Below are 26,635 nucleotides of genomic sequence, written 5' to 3' on the forward strand. Positions count from 1 at the left end.
AGGCTTGGTGCCTGTCAGATCTAGTCGTAACTAATACATCTCATTTTTTATTTCAAAGACAGTTGAATCGGTTTCTCCCACTCTTCTAGGGGTAGGCCATTAGTGGAATTATTCTCCCGGCAGAGCCATGCTCTTATCTCCACTTTTAACTCACCTAAATCGGATTGATTGAAGCGCAGTGTCATAAAATGCTCTTTTGTCCGCTCGAACAAATACCTGAAATCAAATACTTTGTATTCGGTGCTAATGGACCAAGGGTTACCATAATCGACCTTGACCTTAGCGACACCATCAATGTCGATAGAGGGAAAATACTCTAGGCGGTCTTTCTCTTCGGCCTTAGCAACAGCAATGCTGCTGATGCCACTTAAGTTAGACATGGGAGAGGAAACCACTTCATACAGACGGTTCTTACGGCCTTTAAATTTCACGTTGCAAATACGACCGTAGTGAATATCACCACTTAGCACCAATATATCATGTGGTGCATCTTGAATTGCTCGCACAACCTTACTGTAATCCTTAGTGTAGGAAACGAAATTACGATCAGATTCAGCGCCTTTAGGTTCAATAACGGGTTGCGAAAGTACAAGTACTCCAGGGGAGCGTAACTGTTTTATCCAGCTGCAAATTTTCTTTATGTCAGAGGGTGGGAGAATGCGTTGTTCCTCGCGATAGCTCCGAAGATCTGCAACACAAAAGGAAACGTCCTTGCCAATGTCGAAAGTCCTCACCGGTTGCACTCGTTGCACATGCACAAGTCCATCCCGCGCAGTACTTTTCCACGCTTTTTTAATTTTTGGGATCCTTAGAGCCTGAATAAATGGAGACCAACCTTCAACAAATGGGTAGTTATTCCAATATTCGTGATCGTCTGCGATAAACCAAGTTCCGCCATGGGAGAGGACATTTCGAAGACCTTGCCATTGCTTTGCGTAATCATCTGCGACTCGGTCTCTTACTTCTTTGGGTCTTGGGCTCAAAGAATCGAGTCCTATGTCGAGGTAGACTTGATCACCAGTTAAGAATGTGATGTGAGGGCGTGCTGGCACTTTATCGTTAGACATCAAAGCTTGATAGCTTGTACTTACTTGACCCCCATCATATTCTTCATAAAAACAGCTTCCCAGTGATACGGTAAAGCCCTCCTCTAAGCTGTTTACATCAGTAGGGAGTGTCCAGAAACTCCCTCTGGCCAAGACGAGATCCTGGTCTTGTTCAGTAACGTCATTACGAAAATGCTCGATAACTTTAACCCAATATCTGTGCCCAGGGGAGAGATTAACCACTTCTGTTTCTTTGTAGAAACGTTGACTAGTAATACCCTTAAACGGTCGCTCCCAGTCTGCCTTATTTATCGTGAGCGTTTTGGTCATGTTGTCGACATCACTTGAAACTATGATGCTTACTTTTCTTGGCATACGCAGATTATGATAGAGAGTTCCAAACCATAGTAGCGCACTTGTTTTTGATACTTCGTGCACTACAAGACTCCACTTATTGGCAGTCAAAGGTAACCATTTATCGTCCATAACACCTCCCTTTTTGATTAGATTAGGCGTCTGTCATAACCTTAGAAATAATGATAGGACGTTTTCTCTCTCTGTGGGCCACAGTCTTTGAAGTGTTGTGGTCAACAAAGATTGGCCACAATTTTGTGAGTTCTCCTGTAAAGTATTTACGCCTCATTCGTAAACAGACCAGTCCGCAGCTGTACTAGTACAGCGAACGCGAAGAACACCGACGCAGTTGAAGAACTCATTAAATTCATCAACATTTTCGACCATCTCGAAGCAACTCATCAACATACTTATGAGCAGCAAGACTTGTACTGATCTCTTTAAGCGTATTTATTACCATCTTTGCAATAAAGTAGTGGCAACGCTTCTCTAGTTGCGACAGTGAAAGATGGTTAGTGCTTTTTAATTTCTTCAATTGAATGAATTCACTCAAAGCTTGTTGAATCAAAACAGGTTCTTACTTCATCGATAGCTTCGGAAATCTGAATATTGAAATACTCAAGAGAGGCATTATTGAGAGTACTGTGAACGACAGGGTGTAATTTCTCCACAATCAAAACATTGCGGTAATTCGCAATATGACACTCTTTTGTTAATAACGACGTTTTGATGTCAAAAATGGAAGCCTTTGACTATTAACGCTTTAGGTACGCAAAGACACGTATAGTAAGTGCCAGATGGCGATTTGAATAAGTACATTGTCTCAGTCAATCCTATTTTGATTGAGCCAAAGTACCCAGACAAAAAAACGTTGATAATCAACGGCTTTTTTGTTTTTAATGTGGCGAAGGGATAGGGATTTGAAACCTACCCCCGTTGATGTCTTGGGCACCTCAGCCTGTTTATGGCGAAGAGCGAGGCACCTTTTATTTGAACGGTATTTGCCCTTGTTGCCACAGTTTCATCACGCTGCGCTCAATCGCCATAGACGCGCCGTGGGCGATTTTATCCGCCAGCTTCTTTTTCACCGTGTATTTTACGCTGACCACTTTTTTGTCTTTGTTTTGTTCTAGCAAGTAGTCGTCGCTGGTTTGAATTTGGTCAATCAAATTAAGGTCTATGGCCTGCTGGCCATACCAGTGCTCACCGGTAGCGACTTGGTCAATCTCTAACTTCGGGCGGTTGCCAGCAACAAATTGCTTAAACAGCACATGAGTTTCTTCTAACTCTTGTTGGAACTTCTCTTTGCCCTTTTCCGTGTTTTCACCAAACATGGTCACGGTACGTTTAAATTCTCCGGCTGTCATTTGCTCAAAATCCACGTCGTGTTTTTTCAACAAGCGATTAAAGTTCGGGATCTGCGCCAACACGCCAATCGATCCTAGAATGGCAAATGGCGCAGCAATAATTTTCGGCGCCACACACGCCATCATGTAACCACCACTGGCAGCGACTTTATCCACCGCAACGGTCAATGGAATGCGTTTGTCACGCAGGCGCTGCAACTGAGATGCCGCCAGACCATAGCCGTGTACCATGCCCCCCCCGCTTTCAAGACGCACTAACACTTCGTCGGTGGTTTTGGCCACGCCTAATATCGCGGTCACTTCTTGACGCAATGCGCCAACTTCTTTGGCATCTATACTGCCTTTAAAGTCGATCACGTATAAATGCGGCTTGGTTTCTTCAGGCAAGTCTTGATGATTTTGTTTGGCCACTTTAGCCGCTTGTTTGTCGGCTTTGGCTTTTTCTTTCGCGGCTTTTTTGTCTGCTTTTTGTCTTTCTTTCAACGCACTGTCAGACAACAGTTGCTCTTCAAATTGTTTTTTGTTGTCGTCCAGTTGCTCTGACAAATCGGTGATAACCAACTCGCCCGCTTGCGCTTTTTGCTTTGCGGCCAAAGTGACGGCTGTCACTATGATGGCTAAAATAGCAGCGACAAATGTCAGCGCTTTTGCAAAGAAGAGTCCATATTCGTATAAAAATTCCAAGCGTTAGCTCCTTTTCACAGTCTGCATATTGATAGAGTTTGCGCGCCAGCATAGCAAAATCTGGCCGAAGGCGTTAGAATTTGCGCAAAATATTGGTGGAGAATTTAACTTGGAATATCAAGCAGCAACAGACCTATTAGCGGGCAAAACCATCTTAGTCACAGGTGCAGGCGCTGGCATAGGCAAAACCACGGCCATTACGTACGCCAAGCATGGCGCTCGCGTCATCTTACTCGGCCGTACAGTGGCAAAGTTGGAAGCTGTTTATGATGAAATTGAAGCCCTCGGCGCGCCGCAGCCGGCGATTATCCCAATGGACTTAAAAGGTGCTACTGAGCAGCATTATCGCGACATGGCTGACACCATTGAAGGCCAATTTGGCCAGCTTGATGGCTTGGTTCACAACGCCGGTGCCTTAGGTGTATTAGGTCCTTTCGCACAAATTGGCGAAGAGATGTGGGACGAGGTAATGCAAGTTAATGTGAAAGCGCAATTTCTGATGACCAAGGCCTTGTTACCCGTGCTGGAAAAATCGCCTCAAGCCGCGATTATATTTACCAGCTCTGGCGTAGGTCGTCAAAGCCGTGCTTATTGGGGTGTGTATGCCATTTCCAAGTTTGCTACCGAGGGCATGATGCAAACTCTGGCCAGCGAACTGGCGGGCAGCCAAGTGCGGGCAAACTGCATTAACCCTGGCGCAACCCAAACCAATATGCGTGCCAAGGCATATCCAGCTGAAGACGCAGCGCAATTAAAGCAAGCTGTTGACTTAATGCCAACGTACTTATACCTGATGGGCGCCGACAGCGCTGACGTTAATGGCCAAAGCCTTAATGCGCAGTAAGCAAAGCCATTACTGATGTCGGAACTTACTCGGGTCAAGTCTACCTTAGAGCAGTGGCGCATTTTACAAGCCGTGGTCGACCATGGCGGCTACAGTAAAGCCGCCGCTGCATTAAATAAAAGCCAGTCTTCCCTCAATCATGCAGTCAGCAAACTGCAGCAGCAAATGGGCGTGGCGTTATTAGAAGTGCATGGCCGGAAAGCCTACCTCACCGCGGCCGGTGAAGTGATGTTGCGGCGCTCACGCTTGCTCACCCAAAGCGCGATTGAATTAGAGCAACTGGCCGCCAACTTAGAACAAGGTTGGGAGCCTGAAATAACCATAGCGGTAGAAGTCATTTACCCAAAAGCCATCTTGTATGATGCCTTGGCAGCGTTTTTGCCTGCCAGCCGCGGCAGCCGTATTCAAGTGCTAGACACAGTGATTACCGGTACCAAAGACGCCATAACCCAAAAAACAGCCGACATTGTCATCACCGGCTTATTGCCAAAGGGCGTATTGGGTCAGCCGCTTGCGGCCGTCAATCTATTACCTTGCGCCGGTCACTCGCACCCTTTAAGCCAGCAAGCACAAGTCAACGTGGCTGAATTGGCACAAGCCACGCAAATTGTCATTAAAGACACCTCGCAATCTCCAGACGAGTCAACCGGCTGGTTAAAGTCAGAACACCGCTGGACAGTGAGTAATTTTCACGAAGCCAAAGCATTGGTTGCCCGTGGCATTGGGTTTTGCTGGCTGCCTGAGCACATGATACAAGCAGAGATTGCCAGCGGCGATTTTGTGGCTTTGCCGCTGCAACAAGGCGAATCAAGGCGCACCTTTACCCACTTAGTATTGCCCGACGAACACCACATTGGTCCCGGCGCTAAAGCGCTCGCTGAGCATATCGTTAAACAACATCACGCAATGGCACAGCCAACCGCGCCGTTAAGCACGCCTGCTACACTCGGTAAATAATGGCCATTCAACAATCAAGGAAATAAGGCTCGTCAATGAAACTCAACTGCGACATGGGCGAAAGCTACGGCCAATGGCAAATGGGCAATGACGAAAAAGTCATGCCTCACGTGCACCAAGCTAATATTGCGTGCGGCTTTCATGCCAGTGATCCTGAGCACATGGCCAACACCATTCGCTTGGCAAAAACTCACCACGTTAGCATTGGCGCCCACCCCGGTTACCCCGACTTACTTGGTTTTGGCCGCCGCAGCATGAAGCTATCTGCCGCCGAACTGACCCATTACCTGCATTATCAAATCAGTGCGTTGCAAGGCATGTGTCAACTGCAAGGGGGTACTTTAGAGTACGTGAAACCCCACGGCGCTTTATATCTGGACATGATGCAAGACGAAGCCATATTAACCACAGTGATGCAAGCCGTGGCGGCTTTTACGCCTGCGTTACCTTTAATGATCCAAGCCAGCAGCCAGCATGAACACCATCAAGCATTAGCGCAAACCAGTGGGCTAACGCTGTTATTTGAAGCTTTTGCTGACCGCCGTTACCAAGACAATGGCCAGTTAACTCCGCGCAGCCAAGCCGGTGCCGTACTCAGCGCTGAGCAAATGCTCTGCCAAGCGCAATTGCTGGCCAGTGAAGGCATCATAACAACCGAAAGTGGTCATGCTTTAACCTTCCCCGTCGACAGTTTATGCGTGCACGGCGATAACCCCGCTACTGTGGCGGTAATTGCTAAGTTGAAATTACTGCTGAGCAACACTCATTGGCCTCGCTAAGATGACACCGACTTCAAACGCCGCCACCCAGGTTCAGGCCGTGAATGAAAATACCTGGTTGGTCAGCTTTCAGTGCGAAATTAACGCGGCAGGCATTGCCCAGTTACAACACTTTTGCCACCGGCTTAAAGCTTGGGTTCGTGATACCTATGGCGAGCAGGCTTTGCTAGATATAGTGCCTTCTTACCAAACCGTGATGGTGAGCTTTCGCCTCAATATAATCGACCCGCTACAATGCGAGCAAGCTATTGAACATACGCTGCGCCAACAAGGCCAAACCGCGTCAGCGCCGAGCAACCGCCAAATCACCTTACCCGTGTTTTATGGCGCTCAAGTGGGTCCAGATTTGCCCCATCTTAGCCAGAGCCACCAACTCTCGGTTGAGCAAGTTATCAAGTTACACTGCGAGCAAGTTTATCGGGTGTATGCCATCGGTTTTAGTCCAGGCTTTCCGTATCTGGCCGAAGTAAACCCGAGTATTGCCACACCAAGGCTGCGCCAAGCTCGCAGCAAAGTGCCCGCAGGCAGCGTGGGCATTGCCGATAACCAGACCGGCATTTACCCCAATGCTTCTCCCGGCGGCTGGCAAATCATTGGCAATTGCCCCACTCCGCTGTTTGATGAACATTGGCAATCCCTGTTGCAAGTGGGCGACGAAGTGCAATTTGAGCCCATCGACCAAGCCCGCTTTATTAAAATGGGGGGCCAAATAAATGAGTTTTGAGGTGATCAATCCTGGGTTACACACGAGCTTGCAAGATCTAGGACGCTTTGGCCACCAGCACGTGGGTATTACCACCGGCGGCCCGTTTGATTTAAAAGCCTTTTGCTGGGCCAACAAATTGTTGGCTAACCCGGTTAACGCACCGTGCTTAGAGATCACCTTAGGTCAATTTAGCGCTCGGGCCACAGCGGCCACGGTTATCGCCATTACGGGAGCAGATATGCACGCTAGCATCAATCACCGCCCTATCACAGCTTGGCGCAGTTATTCGTTAGCAGCAGGTGACGAGCTCAGGTTTGGCGTATGCCAACAAGGTATGCGAGCATATTTGTCGGTGCAAGGCGGCTTTACAACCGCTCACACCCTTGGCAGCGTCAGCACGGTGCAACGAGAAAAGCTTGGTGGCTTAAATCAAGGCTTAGCCATTAAAGCCAAAGAAACACTGAGTTTTACCCCTGTGAGCCGCGGGCGTGACCAACAGCACAAGACGCGAGTAGAAAACCAGCAAAAAGTGCCTTCGGCTTACCAACCTGCGTATGCCAACAGCGTCACGCTGGAGGTGTTTAAAGGCCCGCAATGGCGTCAGTTTAACCACGCCCAGCAGCGCCACTTTCTCGCCCAGCAATATAGCGTGCTGCCCGCCAGTAATCGCATGGCATTGTGTTTACAAGCAGAGCCTTTAGAGCACCGCGTTGCGGGCATTGTTTCCCAGGGAGTGAGTTTAGGGGCCATACAGATGCCGCCAAGCGGCCAACCCGTTGCGCTATTAAACGACCGACAAACCATCGGCGGCTACGCCAAAATCGCTAATCTCACCACCCAAGCCTGTTGGCAAGTGGCTCAATTAAGGCCGCAAGACACGGTGCAATTTGCATTGACAGACATCGCAGCGGCGCGCCAGTCCTTGCAGCAAGTGTATCGCTTTTTTGAATTGCCTTTTTGATCGGTTATTCGCGCCAGTGCAATCTATTGGCGCAAAGGCTAAGCACGCGAGCTAAATACCACGGTGAAAACTGGGTAAGAATGCTCCAACAAAAAGGTCCGTGTAAAGGCAGCGGGCAAACCGGTATGAACTGAGGTTATCGCGACCTGAGATAGACCGCGATACTTGGTGGAGTAGGCTTAGAGGTTAACGGCGGCGTTTTTTCTTCTTCTTTTGGTTTTGCTTTTTCTCTGCCCGCAGCGCCATTTTAGCTTCTACCTCAACCATTTCTTCTTCAATCATTGCCGGCGTTTCCATGCTGATGCGGCCAAGGGCTGCCGAGCGCACTTCGTGCAATAAAATCTCAGACACTTTGTGAAGGTCGGCGCGCCCACCCGCTCGCTTGGCTCCACGTTTGTTAGCGATTGCCTCAAGCAACTCAATTTCCGTGGCAGGCACTTCATCCAGTTGATAACGCTGCTTCAGTAAATCTGGATAGGCTTGAATCAAATATTCTGCGGCGTAAAATGCCACGTCTTCGTATTCCATGGCGGTGTCTTTGATGGCGCCGGTTGTCGCCAAACGATAACTTGAATTATCGTTTTCAACCTTGGGCCATAAAATTCCTGGGGTGTCATGCAGCACGATGCCATTTTTTAGATTGATGCGCTGCTGCGCCTTCGTGACCGCTGGCTCGTTACCGGTTTTCGCGATAATGCGTCCCGCCAGAATATTGATAGTGGTTGATTTCCCTACGTTCGGGATCCCCATGATCATGGCGCGAATATTGGAAAGGCTTTGCTCTTTTTCTGGCAACGCCTGGCGGCATAAGTCCAAAATGCCTTTTACCTGCTCTGGCTCTTGGGTGGTTAACGCCACGGCCGTCACGTTATCTTGTTGATTATAATAATCAAGCCACTGCTGAGTGATCGCCGGATCGGCCAAGTCAGACTTATTGAGAATTTTAATGTAAGGTTTATTACCGCGCACGTCGGCAATCAGAGGGTTTTCACTGCTGTAAGGGATCCTCGCATCGATTACTTCAATGATAAGATCAATATTTGGCATTGCTTCGCGCATTTCCCGCTGCGCCTTATGCATGTGCCCTGGGTACCAATGAACCGCCATGGCTTACCTCCTTCATTAAGATTGCGCGCCAGTCTAACCAGACTAGAAAATAAGTACAGTAAAACCCGTGATCTTTTCCCTTTGTGGCATCAAGCTATTCGTCGAATAATCACCCAAATAGTACGCAACAAATGGCATATGGCTCTGCCATTATTTACCAAAACCACAATATTTATCAGTATTAAGCCTTTCCTCGTTTTTATAAGCTAGCTCACGAAACTCGTCTTTACAGTTGCAATGAACCTAGGAGGTATTTAGATTATTTATTTAACTTTCCTACGGTTAGCGAATCTTTCAATCTAATTCTATAATCATTGCCAGGCGGCATCATTTTCGCAACCGACAACCCTACGCAACAATATTTGAAAAGGAACCCTCAACATGTCCATTAAAAAGAAACTGTCTCTCGCCCTTGCAGCTACAGGCCTTTCTCTTGGTTTAAGCATGCCTAGCGCCAGTGCGCAAGAATTTATCAGCATTGGTACGGGTGGCGTGACAGGGGTTTACTACCCAACCGGTGGCGCGATTTGTCGCTTGGTTAACAAGGGCAAAAAAGAGCACGGCATTCGCTGTTCAGTAGAAAGTACCGGTGGCTCTGTTTACAACTTAAATACTATTCGCGCGGGTGAATTGGACATGGGTGTCGCCCAGTCCGACACTCAATACTACTCATACAACGGTGAAAAGCAGTTTGAAAAAGCGGGAGCTTACAAAGACCTACGCTCTGTATTTTCAGTACACGCAGAACCGTTCACTGTGGTTGCACGCAAAGACGCTAACATTAAAAACTTTGCTGACCTAAAAGGTAAGCGTGTAAACGTGGGTAACCCAGGCTCAGGCCAACGCAGCACGATGGAATTAGTAATGGCGGCATACGGCTGGACTAATAAAGACTTCTCTTTAGCTTCTGAGCTAAAGCCTGCTGAGCAATCACAAGCTTTATGTGACAACAAAGTAGACGCCATCGTTTACGTGGTCGGTCACCCAAATGGCTCAATCAAAGAAGCGACCACGTCATGTGAAACCGTTCTGGTTAACGTATCTGGCGCAGAGATTGACAAGCTAGTAGAAGGCAAACCTTACTACCGTCAAGTGGCGATTCCAGGTGGCATGTACCAAGGCAGCGAGCAAGACACTAAAACTTTTGGTGTAGGTGCAACGTTTGTAAGCTCTACCAATACGTCAGAGAAAGTGGTTTACGAAGTGGTGAAAGCAGTATTTGAAAACTTCAGCCAGTTCAAACGTCTTCACCCTGCGTTTGCAAACTTAGAAAAAGAGCAAATGGTGCAAGACTCACTTTCTGCGCCATTGCACGACGGCGCTAAAAAGTACTATAACGAAGCAGGCCTACTGAAGTAGAGCTCCAGCTTTTCTATAATCATCTAAGGGGAGCTTATGCTCCTCTTTTTTTCATTCGATTATTCTTATAAGACCCCTATTTCGCCATGGAGGCAGCAATGGCAAAATCCTTTAAACAAGATACGGATCAAGAGCTGCAGGAAATGTTAGCGCAGTCAGACACCGGCGCGAGGCAACCTGTTGGCCCCGCTGGCAAGATCCTGATACTTGTGCCTTTTCTGTGGGCTTTGTTCCAGCTTTGGTACGCATCACCGCTACCCTTTATGCTTAACTTTGGTGTACTTAACGACACCGAAGCCCGTTCGATTCACTTAGCATTCGCCATTTTTCTTGCGTTCACCGCCTATCCTGCGCTGCAACGGTCGCCCAAAGACAAGGTGCCGGTGCAAGATTGGCTGTTTGCCTTGGTCGGCGCGTTTTGTGCTTCCTACATTTTGATTTTTTATGAACAAATCGCCAACCGCTCAGGCGCACCGACCACGTTAGACGTGTGCGCAGGAGTGGCTGGAATTTTACTCTTGCTAGAAGCCACACGACGCGCCTTAGGTCCACCGCTAATGATAGTTGCGGCGGTCTTTCTCACTTACGCGCTCGCTGGCCCCCATATGCCAGACATCATTGCCCATAAAGGCGCCAGCTTAAACAAGCTGATTTCACACCAGTGGCTTACTACCGAGGGGGTCTTTGGCGTTGCGCTTGGCGTTTCAACTTCGTTTGTATTCTTGTTTGTGCTTTTTGGCTCTTTGTTAGATAAAGCCGGCGCAGGTAACTACTTCATTAAGGTCGCTTTTTCTATGCTTGGCCACATGCGCGGCGGCCCGGCCAAAGCGGCAGTGGTAGCATCGGGCTTGAGTGGCTTAGTTTCTGGTTCATCCATCGCAAACGTAGTAACCACAGGTACGTTCACCATTCCACTGATGAAGCGTGTCGGCTTTCCCGGCACAAAAGCCGGTGCGGTTGAAGTCGCAGCGTCTACCAATGGTCAGTTAACGCCACCTATCATGGGTGCGGCGGCCTTTTTAATGGTGGAATACGTTGGCATTTCGTATGTTGAAGTCATCAAACATGCGTTATTACCCGCGCTGATTTCTTATATTGCCTTGATATACATCGTTCACCTTGAAGCCCTAAAAGCGGGCATGCAAGGCTTAGAGCGTCGCCACAAACCCACCATCAGTCAAAGCATCTTTAGCTTTATGACAGTGTTTGTAGGCCTACTGGTACTGAGCGCCATCATTTATTATGGCATTGGCTGGACCAAACAAGCCTTTGGTGATGCGGCAACTTGGATGATAGCCATCGTGTCTTTATTGGCATACGTTGGCTTGGTCAAGTTTTCATCGGGTTACCCTGAGCTTGAAATCGATGATCCAAACCAAGACGTGGTCGTGCTGCCCGAGCCCGGCCCAACGTTAAAATCCGGTTTGTATTTCCTCTTGCCAATCGTGGTGTTGGTTTGGTGTTTAACCGTAGAGCGTTTCTCTCCAGGCTTATCGGCTTTTTGGGCGACCCTGTTTATGATGTTTATCGTCATTACCCATAAGCCACTAAAAGCCGTTTTTCGCCAAAGCGAAGCGCCTGCAGCTGCTGCTCGACAGGGCTTTATCGACTTGTTTGACGGTTTGGTAACGGGCTCTCGCAATATGATAGGCATAGGCGTAGCGACCGCTGCGGCAGGTATTGTGGTGGGCACAGTGACCTTAACCGGCATTGGCCTAGTGATGACCGAGTTTGTGGAGTTTATCTCCGGCGGTAATATCTTCTTAATATTACTGTTTACCGCCATCATCAGCTTAATCTTGGGCATGGGTTTACCCACCACGGCTAACTACATTGTGGTCTCAACCTTGATGGCACCGGTGATAGTTACCTTGGGCGCTAACGCGGGCTTGATCGTGCCTTTGATTGCGGTGCATTTATTTGTGTTTTACTTTGGCATTTTGGCAGATGATACGCCGCCCGTTGGTCTCGCAGCGTTTGCCGCAGCCGCCATTGCCAAGTCAGATCCCATCAAGACCGGTATTCAAGGTTTTACCTATGACATTCGTACCGCGATTTTGCCCTTTATGTTTATCTTTAACACCCAACTGCTACTAATAGGCGTCGACTCGGCATGGCAACTGGCGTTAACCATCTTTAGTGCGGTGACCGCCATGTTGGTCTTTTCAGCGGCGACTCAAGGCTTTTGGTTTGTAAAGTCGAAATGGTGGGAAACCCTTGGTCTATTACTGATTGCGTTCACCTTGTTCAGACCTGGCTTTTTCTGGGATGAAATCTATCCGCCTTCGACAGAAGTGGCGGCAACAGAGATTGAACAAGTGATGGCAGAGTTACCGATTGGTGAGCCATTGCAACTGAAAGTTTCCGGCGAAACCATTGATGGCGATTTCATCACCAAAATCGTGCGTTTGCCATTTGCTGAAGACGCGCAGAGCGGTCAAGACCGACTGTTTAGCACCGGCTTAGAGCTGCGCAATGACGATGGCAAAATGGTGGTGGATATGGTTGGCTTTGATAGTCCTGCCCAGCGTGAAGGCATTGACTTTGATTGGACCATTGAAGCCATAGAAAAACCCGCTGAACGCCCGGCTAAACAGTGGATGTTTATACCTGCATTATTGCTGCTAGCACTGCTAGCAAAACTGCAATTTATGCGCCGCCCTACTCCTACTCCAGCTAAGGCCTAGTATGTACCAAAATATTCTCGTTCCGATTGACTTAAACGACTCCAGCTTTTCGGCTGAAGCCGTCAAGCAAGCGGTCACTTTAGCAACATTAAGCAAAGCAACGCTCAACTTAGTAACGGTGATCCCTGGGGTTAATATGCCGATGGTCGCGTCTTACTTTCCGGAAAGCGTGGTGAAAGAAATTGCCAAGGACAGCCGTAAGCAACTTGAGCACTTTGCACATCAGCACATAAAAGGTGACATCGACGTGGTCATCCACGTCGAGCAAGGCAAACCGTCGAAAGAGATAGTACGCTGCGCAAAAAGTTGCCAAGCAGACTTAATTGTTATTCCAAGTCATAAACGCTCACGTTTAGATAAAGTAATGTTAGGCTCAGTGGCCGCCAGAGTGGTTGATCGCGCGCCAATGAGCGTGATGGTGATAAAACCTAGCGAATAATGGCGTAAGCCAGTACTTAGGCTACGAAACCGAGTACTGGCGTAATCAACGGGTACACTGCGGACAATAACCTTGATACTTAAAGGATAGCTAAAGACTTGCTTTAGCCCGAGAGGAACGAAATGACAGACATCAGTAATACAACCAAGCAAGTGGTAAACCAAATTGCCAGTGGTGACATTGGCTACGTTGCTAAGTCGATTAAATGCGCCATCACGACACTTGATGATATCGCCAATGATGAAAGCTTGCCGCAGGCGGTAAGAAATAAGGCCGCCTTTGCCGCTGCTAATTTACACTTAAGCGATCATGAAGACTAATACAAGACAGGCGAGCCCATGCTCGCCTGTTTTAATCGAATAAAGCACCATGATTAACCGGTGATCAGCCACGACAGCTTTTGCTGAAATCCCCTACCGGACAAATAAATACATTCCATTTCAAATACTTTTCCGTCGCATTGGCTTCTCGCTCAAATTGTCTGAGCGCCTGCTTCGATGGAAAAATATCTTGTTTTAAACGGTCAATGGATATCGCCATGACGTCAAATGGCTCAACTCGCCACTCTCGGGTCACCAGGTAAATCGCGTCTTTGCCGCGTATTGCTTTAAAATACGCCACTACGCCCTGCTCTGTGCCTCGTCGGCGGCCACAATAGTACTTGCCGTAGGCGACGTTAATATCACGCTCCATGGTAGCAAATACAGGCTCATTCACTGAGCCGTCGCACACACTGTTAACAATGTCTTTGAGAGAGTGGGCAAAGCGTTTTGCGGGCATGCTTTTAGGCAACGCGGTTAACCATTGTTCATTGAGCAAATCAGAATAATTAAACTGTCCTTGCCCCTCTGGAATATGTTCTATTTCTCTGAAGGTGCCAAGGCGCTCGTCTTTAATCTTTTGCCACTTGCCCCAGCCTGGAAAGGGGGTGACGACTAAAAACTCTTTGTTTATGTCTTTTCTATCTTTGCTTTTTTTGCGGTCTTTTTCATAAGAAGGGTCGGCAACATCCAGGTCACAAGGTTGACTCGAATAAACTACCTTATCTCCAAAATCACATTGATAAAATGAAGCCGAAGCCGGCGCCACCATCAAAGACAACAATACTAGAAGATAAAGCCTCACAAATTTCATTTCGTTATTGTCGTTTCCTTTCGACTTATTGCTAGCCTTAATAGTGCCAGAGCCTCGCGTGGGACTATAGTTTTTTTACCGAGAGTGTGATTCAAACCACAACCGACTTAACACTATTGTAGCTTCGGTGTGATCCTGATTATACGGCAAAAAATAATTGATTTTAATGTGATAATTAGCTGTAGCTTTATTGATAAGCTTGCTATTATTCAAGCCGCTTTTGAATAATTAAATACCATTTCACGTCATCGATTTTCGAAAACTAACTTAGTGAGCACGTTGTAAATGTCATTCAGACTCGATCCCCACACCCAAAAACTGCGCAGCAAAGGCGTGTTAGTTGACCTTGTTGTGTCCAGTTTAGTTAGTTTTGCTATAGCAATTATATTATACGTTACCGAACTAAGCACCAATTTTGCGCGTGCGGCTTGGATCTCTCACGCCTTTGGCATGAGCTGTATCGCAGTGGCAATTTATATGGATCACGCTTACCCGAAAATGCGCCAAAAGAAGAAGACCTTCACGATTGCGGGGATCGGCATGCCACTTGGTGCCTTACTGACGTATTTCATTTTGATTTATTATGACACGGACCTGTCACCAGAGTTTGCTGAGAGAATGAAAAAAGCCCTGATCATCTCATTTTCTGTGGGCTTGGTGGTCACCTTCTTTTTCTATACCCGTGACAAAACCGTCATGATCCAAAACAAGCTAAACGAGACCCTGTTACAAAAAACCCGGCACGAAAAAGCCTTGGTTGAGAGCCAGCTAAAAATGCTACAAAGCCAAATTGAACCGCACTTTTTGTTTAACACCTTGGCCAACATTCAGGCAATGATATTTCATAACCCTGACGTCGCCAGTAAACTGCTGTCTAACCTGACCGACTTGTTAAGACAAAGCCTGACTAAAACGCGACAAGACTCTATCGCCATCGCAGATGAAGTCAGTTTTATTCGCTCCTACCTGTCAATTCAGCAAATTCGTTTGGGTGAGCGATTAACATTTAAGTTAGAAGTCGACAATACCTTACCAGACGGCTGCCGCATTCCCCCACTCTTACTGCAGCCCTTAGTTGAAAATGCGATTAAACATGGCATAGGCCCACGAACCGAAGGCGGTAAAATCAGTATTCAATTTACTGAGCAAGGCGGCCAATTAGTGGTGTCAATCGCCGACGACGGCATTGGTTTTGCTTCTAGCCCAACAAAAGGCAACGGCATTGCCCTTAACAACATTCGCAACCGGCTTAACAGTTTGTTTAACAGCGAAGGCAAGTTGTTAATTTTCGAAAATGAAGACGGTGGGGTCACTTCTCAGGTACATATTCCCTTGATCACCTCTAACGTCAGCCTAACCAATAAAGCGGCATAGTTTGCCGCTTTATCCGTCACGCGTGTTACTTGGTTAAGGTGTAACTAGTCGCTCTGACGCACGGCCTTAATGCCTTTCAAATGTTCAAAGCTTGAGCTGGTTGCTGTGGTTAAAAAATCAGCCATGAAGGGCAAGTCTTTTTGCTCAGTCCGCACCGCGGCGTAAAGCGTATTCCAAATGCCTTTTTCGCCCAAGTGTTTCGCCATCACGTAATCTCGCTCTAGATACTCGGTCAAAGCCCAATTTGGCAATGCCGCAACACCGCGCCCGCTGGCCACTAGCTGTAACATCATGACCGTCATCTCAGCGTGCCTGATCTGCGCCGGTTGCACGTCTGCAGGCTCTAAGAACAAGTTAAAAATGTCCAAACGATCATTTTCAACCGGATACGTGATCAACACTTCCTCGGCCAAGTCTTGAGCTTGAATATAAGGCATTTTGGCAAACCTATGATGGCGGCTGACCGCCAACATAGGCTGATAACTGAATAAAGGAATATAGCTGATGCCGGCCATCGTCACGGGGTCGGAAGTCACCACCAAGTCCAATGAGCCTCGCGCTAACGCAGGTAAAGGCGCAAAACTAAAGCCGCTACTTAAGTCGAGCTCCACTTCCGGCCAACTGTCACGAAACTTATCGATTGCCGGCATTAACCATTGAAAACACGAGTGGCACTCTATGGCCATGTGCAAACGTCCTGCTTCTCCAGAGTTCAGGCGACTGATATCGCGCTCTGCGCTGGCGATGCTAGGAAAGATATCATCGGCCAAATCGAGCAGCCTTTGTCCGGCAACAGTGAACCGAACAGGCCGTGTTTTACGTACGAACAAGCTGGTGCCGAGCTTTTCTTCTAAATCTTTTAATTGATGAGACAAAGCCGATTGAGTCAAAAACAAGCGCTGGGCGGCTTCCACCAATGAACCGGTACTGCGTAAAGCCACCAAAGTGTTTAAATGTTTTATCTCAATCATTAAGAAAACCCAATAAATGTTAAATTTAAGTGAACGAAATTCATGATAATGCGATAACCTGAATTAAACCAGCTTTTTATTACCGTAAAAGCGTTTCTTATCTGTTTAATATCAGGTAGTTTGATTGTATTGAATCACCTTCAGCCGAGTAGACACTGAGCATGTTACCTATCAAAAAATCTCACAAATTGGACGACGTTTGTTATGACATTCGTGGTCCCGTTCTTAAGCACGCCAAACGGCTTGAAGATGAAGGTCAAACCATCTTAAAGCTCAACATAGGTAACCCTGCCCCGTTTGGTTTTGAAGCCCCCGATGAAATCGTCATGGACGTGCTGCAAAATTTGCCGCAAAGCCAAGGTTACTGTGACTCCAAAGGATTATTTTCAGCGCGTAAAGCCGTGGTACAACATTACCAACAATTTGGCATGCGCGACGTGGACACAGAAGACGTGTATATCGGCAACGGCGTCAGTGAATTGATTGTGATGGCGATGCAAGCCTTGCTAAATAATGGCGATCAAATGTTGGTACCTGCGCCTGACTATCCTTTATGGACAGCGGCAGTGAATTTATCTGGCGGCCAAGCGGTGCATTATATTTGCGACGAAGCCGCGGATTGGTTTCCAGACATCGAAGACATTAAATCGAAAATCAGCCCTGCTACTAAAGGCATAGTGTTAATCAACCCCAACAACCCCACAGGCGCAGTCTACAGCCGTGAACTATTGATGCAAATTGTCGAGCTGGCACGCCAGCACGGGCTGATTATTTTTGCCGATGAAATTTATTCCAAAATCATTTATGACGACGCTGAGCATGTGCCTTTGTGTACCTTGGCAGATGATGTGTTGGTGGTGACGTTCAATGGCTTGTCTAAATCCTACCGGGTTTGTGGTTTTCGTGTCGGCTGGATGATGATAAGCGGTGCAAAAGCCCAAGCCACCGACTATATCAGCGGTCTAGAAATGTTAGCGTCGATGCGTTTATGCGCCAACGTGCCTATGCAACACGCAGTGCAAACTGCGCTAGGCGGCTACCAAAGTATCAATGAACTTATTCGCCCTGGCGGCCGTTTGTATGAACAACGAGAGCTATCTTGGCGTTTGTTGAACGACATTCCTGGCGTGTCTTGCGTTAAGCCTAAAGGGGCCTTGTATCTATTCCCTAAACTGGATCAAAAGAAGTTTAATATCAAAGATGATCAACAGCTTGCATTGGACCTATTATTACAAGAGAAAATGTTGCTGGTGCAAGGCACTGGCTTTAACTGGCCTCAGCCCGATCATTTTAGGTTGGTGTTTTTACCTAACGTGTTGGATCTCGAAACAGCCATTGGCCGCATGGCCAACTTTTTAGACGGTTACAGACAATAATTCCCTGAATACATTTGCGATTATCGGGTCACTGATGGAGGAAGACAAGGTTCATGAGCCATTTTTTAGCCCACTTGATTCGGATGAAGTTTATCCACCGTTGGCCCTTAATGCGCAACGTAGACGCCGAGAATATTGCCGAGCACAGCCATCAAGTCGCCATGGTGGCACACATGCTGGCGGTGATAAAAAATAAGCGCTTTGACGGCCAACTCGATCCAAACAAAGCCGCCACTATGGCGTTATACCATGATGCCAGCGAAGTCATCACGGGAGATTTACCCACCCCAGTAAAGTATTTCAACCCAGAAATTGCCAAAGAATACAAAAAGATTGAAAGCTACGCAGAGGGTAAACTTATCGCCATGCTGCCGGCCGATCTGCAACAAGAGTTTGCCCCCTTAATTGACAGTGAACAACTCGACCCTGTCTATAAGGCCGTGGTTAAAGACGCAGATACCTTGTGCGCCTACATCAAATGTTTGGATGAGTTAGCTGCCGGAAACCAAGAGTTTTCAAGAGCCAAAAAGCGCCTTAAGAAACAGCTAAACAAACGCATGAGCCCCGAGCTGCAAGTCTTTATCGACACGTTTTTACCCAGTTTTGAATTAACCCTAGATGAAATCAGCGAAGAAGACCCAGATTAACGCCTAACGGTTTATACACAAGGAACGCCATGAGCCAACAATCCCAGATAGATATCTCTTCAGCCTGGTTAGTTCGCCAAGGAGATGAAAGCGGTAAAAAGCGCCAGTCAGACCATCGCAGCCCGTTTCAACGCGACCGCGCTAGAATTCTTCACAGTGCCGCATTTCGCCGTTTACAAGCTAAGACCCAAGTGGTGAGTACCGGCGTGAATGATTTCTACCGCACCCGGTTAACTCACTCGTTGGAAGCCGCCCAAATTGGCAGTGGCATTGTGGCTCAGCTCAAACAAAAGCAAGGCCAACTGGCGCACTTACTGCCTTCAAACAGCCTTATCGAAGCAATTTGCTTGAGCCATGACATTGGGCATCCTCCTTATGGTCACGGCGGCGAAGTCGCGCTCAATTATATGATGCGCCAACACGGTGGCTTTGAAGGTAACGGCCAAACCCTGCGCATAGTTACCAAGCTTGAGCCTTATACCCCAGACCATGGCATGAACTTAACCCGGCGCACCTTGTTAGGGTTACTGAAATACCCTGCCAAATTAAGCCAGCTCACCATGGTGAAAAAGCAAGTTGATACCACACCATCGTTTCGGCAATTAAAAGCCAGCGAATGGAGCCCGGCAAAAGGCATCTACGACGATGACGATGACGTACTCACATGGTTATTGGCGCCGCTGGACGAGCAGGATAAAGCGCACTTTACGCAAGTTTACCAGCCCAACCCCAATAGCCACCTCAAGACGCTGCACAAGTCACTCGATTGTTCCATCATGGAGTTGGCGGATGACATTGCCTATGGTATTCATGATTTAGAAGACGCCATTACAATGGGGCTAGTCACTAAAAAGCAATGGCAAGAAGAAGTGGCCAGTAAGTTAGTCGACATTGACGGCTTTTGGCTGGCTAAGGTGATCCCAGATTTAACTGAGCAGCTTTTTTCAGATCAACACTACCAACGAAAAGATGCCATTGGCGCAATGGTCAATGCCTTGATCACCTCAGTAAAATTAGGCACGGTAGAGACGGACTTTCACGACCCATTATTGAAATACAATGCGAGGTTGACGCCTGCCATGGAGCAAGTGCTCACTATATTAAAACAGTTTGTCTTGCACTTTGTGATCCTGCAGACCAACTTGCAAATCCACGAGTACAAAGGCCAACAGATCATCATGGAGCTGTTTGAGGCCTTTGCTGCCGACCCAGAGCGTTTGTTACCCAACGATACCAAAACCCGTTGGTTAAAGCGCACCGCCGCAGGCCATACTGGTAATCGTATCATCACAGATTACATCTCTGGGATGACAGACGGTCACGCAGTGCGACTGCATAATCAATTATTTAATAGTTAACAATGGATTATGCCTTGCTACCGGTGCCTTGGCCTTTGCCGCTTTATATCGGCTAAGCATTCAGCGCGTTATCAATATCCGAGTGACTGTGTCGCTCGGCCAGTTGCGGTGCGCTATCTTCGCCCCACGTACGGTTAACAATCACGCCTCGCTTAACAGCTTGCCTCGCCGCAATTTGCTGGCTCCATCGCATCAGGTTTGGGTAACTCCCAACGTCAAGAAAAGTACTCGCTTGGTATAGGTTTCCTAGCATCAAATTGCCATACCAAGGCCAAGTAGCAATATCGGCAATGCTATATGCTGCTCCCCCCAAATATTGATGTTGGGCAAGGTGCTTATCCAGTACGTCTAGCTGGCGCTTTGTTTCCATGGTAAAGCGATTGATCGGGTATTCAAACTTTTCGGGAGCATAATGATAAAAGTGACCAAAGCCCCCACCAAGGTATGGCGCTGAGCCATGTAACCAGAACAGCCAGTTCATCACTTTTACCCTCTCGTGCGGCTGTGCAGGCAAAAAAGCTGAAAATTTATCGGCCAGGTACAATAAAATAGAAGCCGACTCAAATACTTCAATACCCGGTTCTACACTGGAGTCTAATAAAGCGGGAATCTTGGAGTTAGGGTTCCGCTGCACAAAACCCGATGAGAACTGATCTCCTTCAGCAATGTTAATAATGTGCGCATCATATTCGGCGTCAACATGACCCGCTGCCAATAGTTCCTCTAGCATTATGGTGACTTTTTGACCATTAGGCGTTGCCAGTGAATACAACTGCAGTGGGTGGTTACCAACGGGTAGCACCTTATCGTGAGTAGCGCCCGAAACCGGACGATTAATTTTAGCCCATTCGCCGCCGCTGGCTGCGTCATGAACCCATACTTCAGGGGGAATATATTGAGTCATAATGTGCACCTTGATCACTGACCACGACGTTGTTTAGGGTAGTTCGACGTAAACAACGCTTGGCGCGCTTCTTCGTCCATTGCAGATTTAAAATCGATATCTTTGGCAATATCTCGTGCTACTGCCACGGAAGGGCGGCTATTAATTCGTTCAAACCAAGACTGCAAATGCGGATACGCGCTTAAGCCTGCGTCCCCAATCACAACTTGAGCTTTATCAAGCCAGCCCCATGCAGCCAAATCCACAATAGTGAGTTGTTCGCTAACGATAAATTGGCGATTCTCAAGGTGCTCATCAAGTACTTCATAGTGACGCTCAATCTCTCGTGCATAGCGGTTTTGAGCATATTGGTGTTCAGGTGCAACATGCCGAAAGTGCACGGCTTGGCCAGAAAATGGTCCTAGCCCAGAAGCAATAAACATCATCCACGACAGCAGCTCAGCGCGATCTTCTGCCTTGCCGCCTAGCTGACCTGTCTTCTCCGACAGGTAGAGCAAAATGGCATTAGAATCAAATACTCGCACGCCATCATCAAGGATGGCGGGCAATTTCCCATTAGGGTTCACCGCACGATACTCAGGGCTGTGTTGCTCACCTTTAAGCGTATCGATTGCAACAAGCTCATATGGCAGACCCGTTTCTGCCATAAATAACGCCACTTTCATCGGGTTTGGAGTTTGATGGAAAAAAAACTTAAGCATGATTGTCTCTCTGGTTGATATCCGTGTCAGTCTTCTGCAAGCATCAAACAGTCAATAAATCGCACCTGATTAATACTCGCGGCATGGAAAAACTATAGAACAACTTGAACGATCAATCAATAATATTTTGATCGGTCGTTCAAAATTGATTTTGATAGCTATCGCGCATAAAAAAACCGCCCAGTGAGGCGGTTTAATGAATGCGTTTGAGGAGATAACCTGCTATTTGAACGGCGCTTGCTTAAATGTCGCATCCACCAAGCCAAGTAACTCAGCCTGCTCAAGGTGATCGTGCTGTACTCTGGCATAATTGCGCAGCCCTAAGATCTGTATTTGTAAATGCCGCGCAAGATAAGCCGGGTTTTTATCTGGTGCTAACTCGCCTTGTACTATCGCTTGTTGCAACAATTCTGCGAATTTTTGTTCCATCTTGTGCATGAGTTGTTGCGCAAATGCCAGTAACTCTGATTGTTCATCAGTAAGCTCAGCCACGGTTTTTTGCAACATACACATGCCACTGGGACTGCTTTGCTGTGAGTCCACCACGATTCGACGAGTAAATAGCATTAAGGCTTCTAGCACGGAGTCTGTTTGTTGCAGACATTGCTGCAACTGCTGTTCTCCTGCCGCGGCATAATGGGACAAGGACTCTTTGAACAAACCCTCTTTGCTGCCAAATGTGGCGTAGATACTGCCTGGCCGCAAATCGATCGCGTCTTGTAAATTGCGCATCGAAGTGCCGTTAAAGCCTTTCTCCCAATATAAATTGGTGGCTTTTTCAACCACATCGGACCGATTAAACTTTGCTTTATTAGCCATATACTACTCAACTGCTAGAAAACGAGGTATCACGCATCAATAATGTTAAAGCGCCAGAACTTGAGGCTTACTCAGATAGAGCATGACTTAATTTTAATTGAACTTATGTTCAAAAACAATTTTTCAGCGGGTTGCCTGGCCTGTATGCTTTGATGTAACCCTATAAAGGCGTAACAGGTTAGCTAACGGTTACTCACTGTTTTGGCTCAACCTTTAACGCTATACAAGATTACTTTTGGCAAATGGCCTTTTACGCGAGCCAACCGCTTCGCCGTTTACGCGAGTTGCCAACGGCTGAGAACTGCCATCAAACGAGATACCCCCTATACTCACACAGTCCGAGTTCATATTGAGGTTGGCTTAAGCGTTAATATTGACTTTATAAAGCGATTAAGTGGAAGCCTATTGTCATCAGACAGCACGTCTATTGAGCGAAGTCGCGAATGGTCTCGTTAGATTCTCTTCTGACAGCTTGGTTGGCGATTGCAAGGTCAGAAGCGTATTTGAACTTGTGTTACGCAATGCTCAGACATATGAAGGACAGTTAAAAACTAACCAAGCTATACGTTTTGACGCGTTACAAAGCTTGCCAGGCCCTATCGATACTATTTATTACCATTAATTTAATGACTAACTCGAGAAATAAGCCGTTCACGGTTTGCGGTGATAAGGAGCACTTATTCTATGAAGGTAATCGCTCACGCAGAGGTATCGCAGGTGCAATCACGTTACGGATTATCTGCACTGGTTTCGAGGGAGTGAGGTAATTTTAATGTCACCGACTCTTTTTGACCTAAGAACTTAGGTTGCTTATTTAAAATATTGATATCTACTACGGCTTTCGCCCTTGCTAATACTTCTCGCAGACGAATTTTCAATGCACCTAAACCTGTGGCATCCTGAGCTGCGTAACATACGGCATTGATATCAATGGCACGGGCCAAGTACAAAGCGCGCTCACAATGAAAGCGTTGCGTCACTATGGTAATGCTTGTTTGGCCAAATACTTCTTTGGCGCGCACCACTGAATCAAGGGTACGAAAACCGGCATAATCTTTGACGATGTATTTCACCGGAACCCCTGCCCTTATCAAATCGTTTTCCATGGTTTGCGGTTCGTTATAATAACGTGTGGCATTGTCGCCGCTGACAATAATGGCTTTGACTTTATCTAAGGTAAACAGGTCTAACGCGGATTGTAATCTTGGCGGGTAAAACAGGTTTATTTTTTTCCCTATGTACTTGCTGGTGCCCAGTAATAAGGCCACGTCTTGTTCTGGCACCTCTTCCACTTGGGTATAAACCTTGTCGCGAGCTTGCCAAGTGACGTACACATCCACCATTGCCAAGGCGGAAACCAGGCAAATGATCAAGGCTAAAACGCTCAAGCCTATACGGCGGAATAAGGTGCGAAGCTGCATAATTACGTGGGTTTATATCACTACAATTCAGTAAATCACTGACCAATAATGCCTAAAGTTGAAACAATTAACCAGATTAACACGCCTTTATTAAGAGATAAATCGGCAAACAGACTGGTTATAAAGCTTTTGTTTGCCAAAATGGTAGCGCGCCGTGTCACCAGCATTGTTTGTGCCGGTTCAGTCAAGGCCTGTTAAATGGCTTGGCTCAACTTGCTCAGTAAACTTTGTCTGAGCTCTTTTGCTTTAGGCCGCTCCCCTTGTTGCCAGCACATAGGGCGGCAAAGCTCCATCGCCTTAAAGCCTAGTCGAGCGCTGATCAGGCCCGCGCCCACGCCTTGTGCAACCCGAGCAGACATGACGCCAGCCAACTCTGTGCCTAACATATCTGTACCAAGATCTGTGGCCACTTCAACGCCAGCTGCAAACACCATGTTTTTTAATACCATTTGAAATAAGTGCAACCGACTGTAGTACCCCAGCTCTATGCCGTACACGGTGGCAACCTGCTCAACCATTTTGGTATTTCGCCAAAGAATAATGAGCATATCGACAAACGCTAACGGACTGATAGCCACCATTAACGCAGCTTCACTTGACCACTTCGCCACCACTTGCTTAGCTTTTTTATCTTGCTCAGACAAAATATGATGGCGGTATAAGTCCAAGATTTCTCGGTTACTGTGACTATCCGATAGGCCTTGGTTAAATTGCGTGTAAGCCGCCGTATCTTTTACCCCTGTGAGACTCGCTAATTTATCGCAATACGCCATTGCGTCACTGCCAGACTCTTGTTGCAATGACTCGCCTAAACGTTGTAACTCACGACTGCGTTTCAAGCGACTCAGCTTGCGCACTTCTTGCCACAACAGTTGCCCCATAGCGATGACTAAACAGCTTAAAATCACGCTATAAAAAACGCCCGTTAACGGTGACAAGAACATCACCTGTTGCAGCCAATTAACCGTTTCAAATACCACTGCAAGTAACACGCCTACACTGCCAATTCGCCACCACCAATTAACTTTTTTAGGGTGCAATACAGCTTCTATCGGCAGCTGCGTATCCGCTTCGGGCTCAGCCACAAAATCTTGCTCGGTAAATACTTGCTGCGCTTTGAGCTCAACTTCCGGTGGCTGTTCTGCAGCAGCGGGCTGCGAAAAGACAATTTTACCTTTAGGTGTTTCTGTCATAACAATTTATCCCCCAATAGGTGCTCAAGGGCTAAATCTAGCCGAATATGCGGTAACGGCGTTAAGCTGTCAGCACTGGTTTGAATAGGCGGTAAGAAATCGACAAACTCAAACCCTTGTCCTTGCCAGAAGTCGTCATTTGGAAGGTGCGCAGGCACTTCGCCTGGAAATAAACTGACCGACTCTCCATCGCTGCTCTGCCTGGCCGTTAGCGCTGGGTGTGCCTGCCCTTGAAAATCAACGTGCCCTGCTTGGCTCGTTTTGACTGCAGCCAAAGCCAAGCTGTGGGTTTCGATGCCCGAAAAAGCCACTTGCTTTTGCCCCTCACATACCAAGTTCGACATCAAGGTTAATAAGTTTTCGTGCTGGTCTGGCGTCACATGGTCGGCTTTGGTGGCTGCGAATACCAGTTTATCAATCGCCGGGGAAAATAATCGCTTCATCAAACTGGAGCGGCCGTAGTGGAAACTCTGCAAAATCTGATTAATGGCCGTTTGCATATCAACAAAACTTTGCTTGCCTTCGTTCAAGGGCGTTAAACAATCAAGCAATACAATTTGACGATCAAATTTAACAAAGTGTTGCTGATAAAACTGTTTCACAACGTGTTTTTTATAATACTCAAATCGCGCATTCAATAACGCAAAGTTGCTGTCTTTGCCGGCTTTCTTCAGCTCTTCTTGCGGCGTATTTTGCAACCAAACAAACGGGAAAAACGCCAGTACCGGCGCGCCTTTTAGTTCACCTGGCAGCACAAAACGCCCGGGTTGAATATGATGAAGTCCTAGGGTGTCTTTGCTGGCATGTAGGTAATCCGTGTACTGCAGGACAATGTCATTTAGTAAGGCTTCGTCTGCCGGCGCGAACGGGTCTAACTGAGCCCCACTATTTAGCCAGCTTTGGGCTAATTGGGCACGGCCATTTTGCTCTAAACTCGCGACAATTTGCTCACTCCATGATAAATAGTCAAGAGACAGCAAAGGCAGGTCTAACAACCATTCACCTGGATAATCCACGATGTCTAACGTCATCTCAGCGCTGTGATTGATATTGCGCCATAACACGGATTTGGGTTGATACTTGAGCTTGAGGCGGATTTCGCTGACCCCTTGCGTTGATTCAGGCCAAAATGGTTGCGGCGCCTTAAGGGCTTTCTTAGCGTTGTCATAGTCAAAGCTTGGCACATGAAAGTTAACTTGCGGCATGCGCTGCGCGCCCAAAAAACGCCCTTCTCTTGCAACTTGCCAAAGTGGCAACTGATGCTGCACCGGTCCTTGTAATAAATGATCCACCAAAGAGGTGATAAAAGCGGTTTTTCCGGCGCGACTTAACCCCGTCACCGCTAACCGCACATGGCGATCAAGACTGCGGTTAAGAATATCTTTCGCACCACTTTTCACTTGTTTTAAAACGTGTTTCGCCATGTAGACTCCAGCATACATCAACC

24 protein-coding genes are annotated in these 26,635 nt (G+C 47.3%); 13 read left to right on the plus strand and 11 right to left on the minus strand.

Annotated elements, in window-relative coordinates; translation table 11 throughout:
- Positions 1-47: 47 nt before the first annotated feature.
- Complete coding sequence (locus D1Z90_RS14440) at positions 48-1,532, minus strand: metallophosphoesterase family protein (RefSeq protein ID WP_119911491.1); 1,485 nt, start codon at positions 1,530-1,532, stop codon at positions 48-50.
- A gap of 854 nt (positions 1,533-2,386) precedes the next feature.
- Positions 2,387-3,451: a protease SohB gene (gene sohB, locus D1Z90_RS14445; protein ID WP_119911492.1), complete on the minus strand. Its 1,065-nt coding sequence runs from the start codon at positions 3,449-3,451 to the stop codon at positions 2,387-2,389.
- 109 nt (positions 3,452-3,560) lie between these two features.
- Here sohB and D1Z90_RS14450 point away from each other — a divergent pair, with 109 nt between their 5' ends.
- From D1Z90_RS14450 to D1Z90_RS14470, 5 genes are read left to right on the plus strand one after another with little or no spacing between them, the layout of a single operon-like run.
- Complete coding sequence (locus D1Z90_RS14450) at positions 3,561-4,295, plus strand: YciK family oxidoreductase (protein WP_119911548.1); 735 nt, start codon at positions 3,561-3,563, stop codon at positions 4,293-4,295.
- Positions 4,296-4,310: 15 nt separating this feature from the next.
- Positions 4,311-5,252, plus strand: a complete 942-nt coding sequence (locus D1Z90_RS14455) for a LysR family transcriptional regulator (RefSeq protein WP_119911493.1) — start codon at positions 4,311-4,313, stop codon at positions 5,250-5,252.
- Between the two features lie 35 nt (positions 5,253-5,287).
- Positions 5,288-6,031, plus strand: a complete 744-nt coding sequence (locus D1Z90_RS14460; RefSeq protein ID WP_119911494.1) for a 5-oxoprolinase subunit PxpA — start codon at positions 5,288-5,290, stop codon at positions 6,029-6,031.
- Between the two features lie 40 nt (positions 6,032-6,071).
- Positions 6,072-6,755 (plus strand): 5-oxoprolinase subunit PxpB, encoded by a 684-nt coding sequence (gene pxpB, locus D1Z90_RS14465; protein WP_158587148.1) that lies wholly within the window; start codon positions 6,072-6,074, stop codon positions 6,753-6,755.
- Positions 6,745-7,698 carry a 5-oxoprolinase subunit C family protein gene (locus D1Z90_RS14470; RefSeq protein WP_119911496.1) on the plus strand — a complete coding sequence of 318 codons (954 nt, stop codon included), beginning with the start codon at positions 6,745-6,747 and terminating at the stop codon, positions 7,696-7,698. Before pxpB ends, D1Z90_RS14470 begins: the two co-directional genes overlap by 11 nt.
- Before the next feature lie 186 nt (positions 7,699-7,884).
- On the opposite strand, the gene ylqF is transcribed toward D1Z90_RS14470, so the two are convergent.
- The gene (ylqF, locus tag D1Z90_RS14475; RefSeq protein WP_119911497.1) at positions 7,885-8,805 is read right to left on the minus strand and encodes a ribosome biogenesis GTPase YlqF; all 921 of its coding nucleotides are present in this window, start codon (positions 8,803-8,805) and stop codon (positions 7,885-7,887) included.
- 381 nt (positions 8,806-9,186) lie between these two features.
- Between ylqF and D1Z90_RS14480 the strand changes: the two genes are divergently transcribed.
- The 4 genes from D1Z90_RS14480 to D1Z90_RS14495 all read left to right on the plus strand — a co-directional run bounded on the left by D1Z90_RS14480 (position 9,187) and on the right by D1Z90_RS14495 (position 13,610).
- On the plus strand, positions 9,187-10,164 hold the full coding sequence (locus D1Z90_RS14480; protein ID WP_119911498.1) for a TAXI family TRAP transporter solute-binding subunit: 978 nt from the start codon (positions 9,187-9,189) through the stop codon (positions 10,162-10,164).
- 98 nt (positions 10,165-10,262) lie between these two features.
- Positions 10,263-12,851, plus strand: coding sequence for a TRAP transporter permease (locus D1Z90_RS14485; protein ID WP_119911499.1), 2,589 nt, complete (start codon positions 10,263-10,265; stop codon positions 12,849-12,851).
- Position 12,852: 1 nt separating this feature from the next.
- Entirely contained in the window at positions 12,853-13,290 is a 438-nt protein-coding gene (locus D1Z90_RS14490; protein ID WP_119911500.1) for a universal stress protein, read from the plus strand.
- A gap of 122 nt (positions 13,291-13,412) precedes the next feature.
- Complete coding sequence (locus D1Z90_RS14495) at positions 13,413-13,610, plus strand: YaeP family protein (protein ID WP_119911501.1); 198 nt, start codon at positions 13,413-13,415, stop codon at positions 13,608-13,610.
- A 64-nt stretch (positions 13,611-13,674) separates the two neighbouring features.
- On the opposite strand, the gene D1Z90_RS14500 is transcribed toward D1Z90_RS14495, so the two are convergent.
- A complete protein-coding gene (locus D1Z90_RS14500; RefSeq protein ID WP_119911502.1) occupies positions 13,675-14,424 on the minus strand; it encodes a hypothetical protein in 750 nt (249 codons plus the stop codon).
- 285 nt (positions 14,425-14,709) lie between these two features.
- On the opposite strand from D1Z90_RS14500, the gene D1Z90_RS14505 reads away from it, so the two are divergent.
- Positions 14,710-15,798: a sensor histidine kinase gene (locus tag D1Z90_RS14505; RefSeq protein WP_119911503.1), complete on the plus strand. Its 1,089-nt coding sequence runs from the start codon at positions 14,710-14,712 to the stop codon at positions 15,796-15,798.
- 44 nt (positions 15,799-15,842) lie between these two features.
- On the opposite strand, the gene D1Z90_RS14510 is transcribed toward D1Z90_RS14505, so the two are convergent.
- The gene (locus tag D1Z90_RS14510) at positions 15,843-16,769 is read right to left on the minus strand and encodes a LysR family transcriptional regulator (RefSeq protein WP_119911504.1); all 927 of its coding nucleotides are present in this window, start codon (positions 16,767-16,769) and stop codon (positions 15,843-15,845) included.
- A gap of 161 nt (positions 16,770-16,930) precedes the next feature.
- Between D1Z90_RS14510 and D1Z90_RS14515 the strand changes: the two genes are divergently transcribed.
- From D1Z90_RS14515 to D1Z90_RS14525, 3 genes are read left to right on the plus strand one after another with little or no spacing between them, the layout of a single operon-like run.
- Positions 16,931-18,145: a pyridoxal phosphate-dependent aminotransferase gene (locus D1Z90_RS14515; protein WP_119911505.1), complete on the plus strand. Its 1,215-nt coding sequence runs from the start codon at positions 16,931-16,933 to the stop codon at positions 18,143-18,145.
- Positions 18,146-18,198: 53 nt separating this feature from the next.
- On the plus strand, positions 18,199-18,792 hold the full coding sequence (gene yfbR / locus D1Z90_RS14520) for a 5'-deoxynucleotidase (protein ID WP_119911506.1): 594 nt from the start codon (positions 18,199-18,201) through the stop codon (positions 18,790-18,792).
- A 29-nt stretch (positions 18,793-18,821) separates the two neighbouring features.
- Positions 18,822-20,150, plus strand: coding sequence for an anti-phage deoxyguanosine triphosphatase (locus D1Z90_RS14525; protein WP_119911507.1), 1,329 nt, complete (start codon positions 18,822-18,824; stop codon positions 20,148-20,150).
- A gap of 52 nt (positions 20,151-20,202) precedes the next feature.
- Here the strand turns inward: D1Z90_RS14525 and yghU are convergent, their stop codons facing one another.
- The 6 genes from yghU to D1Z90_RS14560 form a co-directional block, all read right to left on the minus strand.
- Entirely contained in the window at positions 20,203-21,057 is an 855-nt protein-coding gene (gene yghU, locus D1Z90_RS14530) for a glutathione-dependent disulfide-bond oxidoreductase (RefSeq protein ID WP_119911549.1), read from the minus strand.
- 11 nt (positions 21,058-21,068) lie between these two features.
- On the minus strand, positions 21,069-21,755 hold the full coding sequence (locus D1Z90_RS14535) for a glutathione S-transferase family protein (protein WP_119911508.1): 687 nt from the start codon (positions 21,753-21,755) through the stop codon (positions 21,069-21,071).
- A 222-nt stretch (positions 21,756-21,977) separates the two neighbouring features.
- On the minus strand, positions 21,978-22,574 hold the full coding sequence (locus tag D1Z90_RS14540) for a TetR/AcrR family transcriptional regulator (protein WP_119911509.1): 597 nt from the start codon (positions 22,572-22,574) through the stop codon (positions 21,978-21,980).
- A gap of 728 nt (positions 22,575-23,302) precedes the next feature.
- Complete coding sequence (locus tag D1Z90_RS14550; protein ID WP_119911511.1) at positions 23,303-23,995, minus strand: SanA/YdcF family protein; 693 nt, start codon at positions 23,993-23,995, stop codon at positions 23,303-23,305.
- Between the two features lie 194 nt (positions 23,996-24,189).
- The gene (locus tag D1Z90_RS14555; RefSeq protein WP_119911512.1) at positions 24,190-25,188 is read right to left on the minus strand and encodes a YcjF family protein; all 999 of its coding nucleotides are present in this window, start codon (positions 25,186-25,188) and stop codon (positions 24,190-24,192) included.
- Entirely contained in the window at positions 25,185-26,612 is a 1,428-nt protein-coding gene (locus D1Z90_RS14560; RefSeq protein WP_119911513.1) for a YcjX family GTP-binding protein, read from the minus strand. Before D1Z90_RS14560 ends, D1Z90_RS14555 begins: the two co-directional genes overlap by 4 nt.
- Positions 26,613-26,635 lie beyond the last annotated feature (23 nt).

This window comes from Motilimonas pumila (assembly GCF_003596335.1).
In the GTDB taxonomy this organism is placed as follows: domain Bacteria; phylum Pseudomonadota; class Gammaproteobacteria; order Enterobacterales; family CBDFNC01; genus Motilimonas; species Motilimonas pumila.

What these genes read in the sequence shown, in the direction of transcription:
- D1Z90_RS14440 (WP_119911491.1), bottom strand. Translation starts at nt 1,532, where the DNA reads ATGGACGATAAATGGTTACCTTTGACTGCCAATAAGTGGAGTCTTGTA.
- D1Z90_RS14455 (WP_119911493.1), top strand. Translation starts at nt 4,311, where the DNA reads ATGTCGGAACTTACTCGGGTCAAGTCTACCTTAGAGCAGTGGCGCATT.
- D1Z90_RS14460 (WP_119911494.1), top strand. Translation starts at nt 5,288, where the DNA reads ATGAAACTCAACTGCGACATGGGCGAAAGCTACGGCCAATGGCAAATG.
- D1Z90_RS14470 (WP_119911496.1), top strand. Translation starts at nt 6,745, where the DNA reads ATGAGTTTTGAGGTGATCAATCCTGGGTTACACACGAGCTTGCAAGAT.
- ylqF (WP_119911497.1), bottom strand. Translation starts at nt 8,805, where the DNA reads ATGGCGGTTCATTGGTACCCAGGGCACATGCATAAGGCGCAGCGGGAA.
- D1Z90_RS14480 (WP_119911498.1), top strand. Translation starts at nt 9,187, where the DNA reads ATGTCCATTAAAAAGAAACTGTCTCTCGCCCTTGCAGCTACAGGCCTT.
- D1Z90_RS14485 (WP_119911499.1), top strand. Translation starts at nt 10,263, where the DNA reads ATGGCAAAATCCTTTAAACAAGATACGGATCAAGAGCTGCAGGAAATG.
- D1Z90_RS14490 (WP_119911500.1), top strand. Translation starts at nt 12,853, where the DNA reads ATGTACCAAAATATTCTCGTTCCGATTGACTTAAACGACTCCAGCTTT.
- D1Z90_RS14495 (WP_119911501.1), top strand. Translation starts at nt 13,413, where the DNA reads ATGACAGACATCAGTAATACAACCAAGCAAGTGGTAAACCAAATTGCC.
- D1Z90_RS14500 (WP_119911502.1), bottom strand. Translation starts at nt 14,424, where the DNA reads ATGAAATTTGTGAGGCTTTATCTTCTAGTATTGTTGTCTTTGATGGTG.
- D1Z90_RS14505 (WP_119911503.1), top strand. Translation starts at nt 14,710, where the DNA reads ATGTCATTCAGACTCGATCCCCACACCCAAAAACTGCGCAGCAAAGGC.
- D1Z90_RS14510 (WP_119911504.1), bottom strand. Translation starts at nt 16,769, where the DNA reads ATGATTGAGATAAAACATTTAAACACTTTGGTGGCTTTACGCAGTACC.
- D1Z90_RS14515 (WP_119911505.1), top strand. Translation starts at nt 16,931, where the DNA reads ATGTTACCTATCAAAAAATCTCACAAATTGGACGACGTTTGTTATGAC.
- yfbR (WP_119911506.1), top strand. Translation starts at nt 18,199, where the DNA reads ATGAGCCATTTTTTAGCCCACTTGATTCGGATGAAGTTTATCCACCGT.
- D1Z90_RS14525 (WP_119911507.1), top strand. Translation starts at nt 18,822, where the DNA reads ATGAGCCAACAATCCCAGATAGATATCTCTTCAGCCTGGTTAGTTCGC.
- D1Z90_RS14535 (WP_119911508.1), bottom strand. Translation starts at nt 21,755, where the DNA reads ATGCTTAAGTTTTTTTTCCATCAAACTCCAAACCCGATGAAAGTGGCG.
- D1Z90_RS14540 (WP_119911509.1), bottom strand. Translation starts at nt 22,574, where the DNA reads ATGGCTAATAAAGCAAAGTTTAATCGGTCCGATGTGGTTGAAAAAGCC.
- D1Z90_RS14550 (WP_119911511.1), bottom strand. Translation starts at nt 23,995, where the DNA reads ATGCAGCTTCGCACCTTATTCCGCCGTATAGGCTTGAGCGTTTTAGCC.
- D1Z90_RS14555 (WP_119911512.1), bottom strand. Translation starts at nt 25,188, where the DNA reads ATGACAGAAACACCTAAAGGTAAAATTGTCTTTTCGCAGCCCGCTGCT.
- D1Z90_RS14560 (WP_119911513.1), bottom strand. Translation starts at nt 26,612, where the DNA reads ATGGCGAAACACGTTTTAAAACAAGTGAAAAGTGGTGCGAAAGATATT.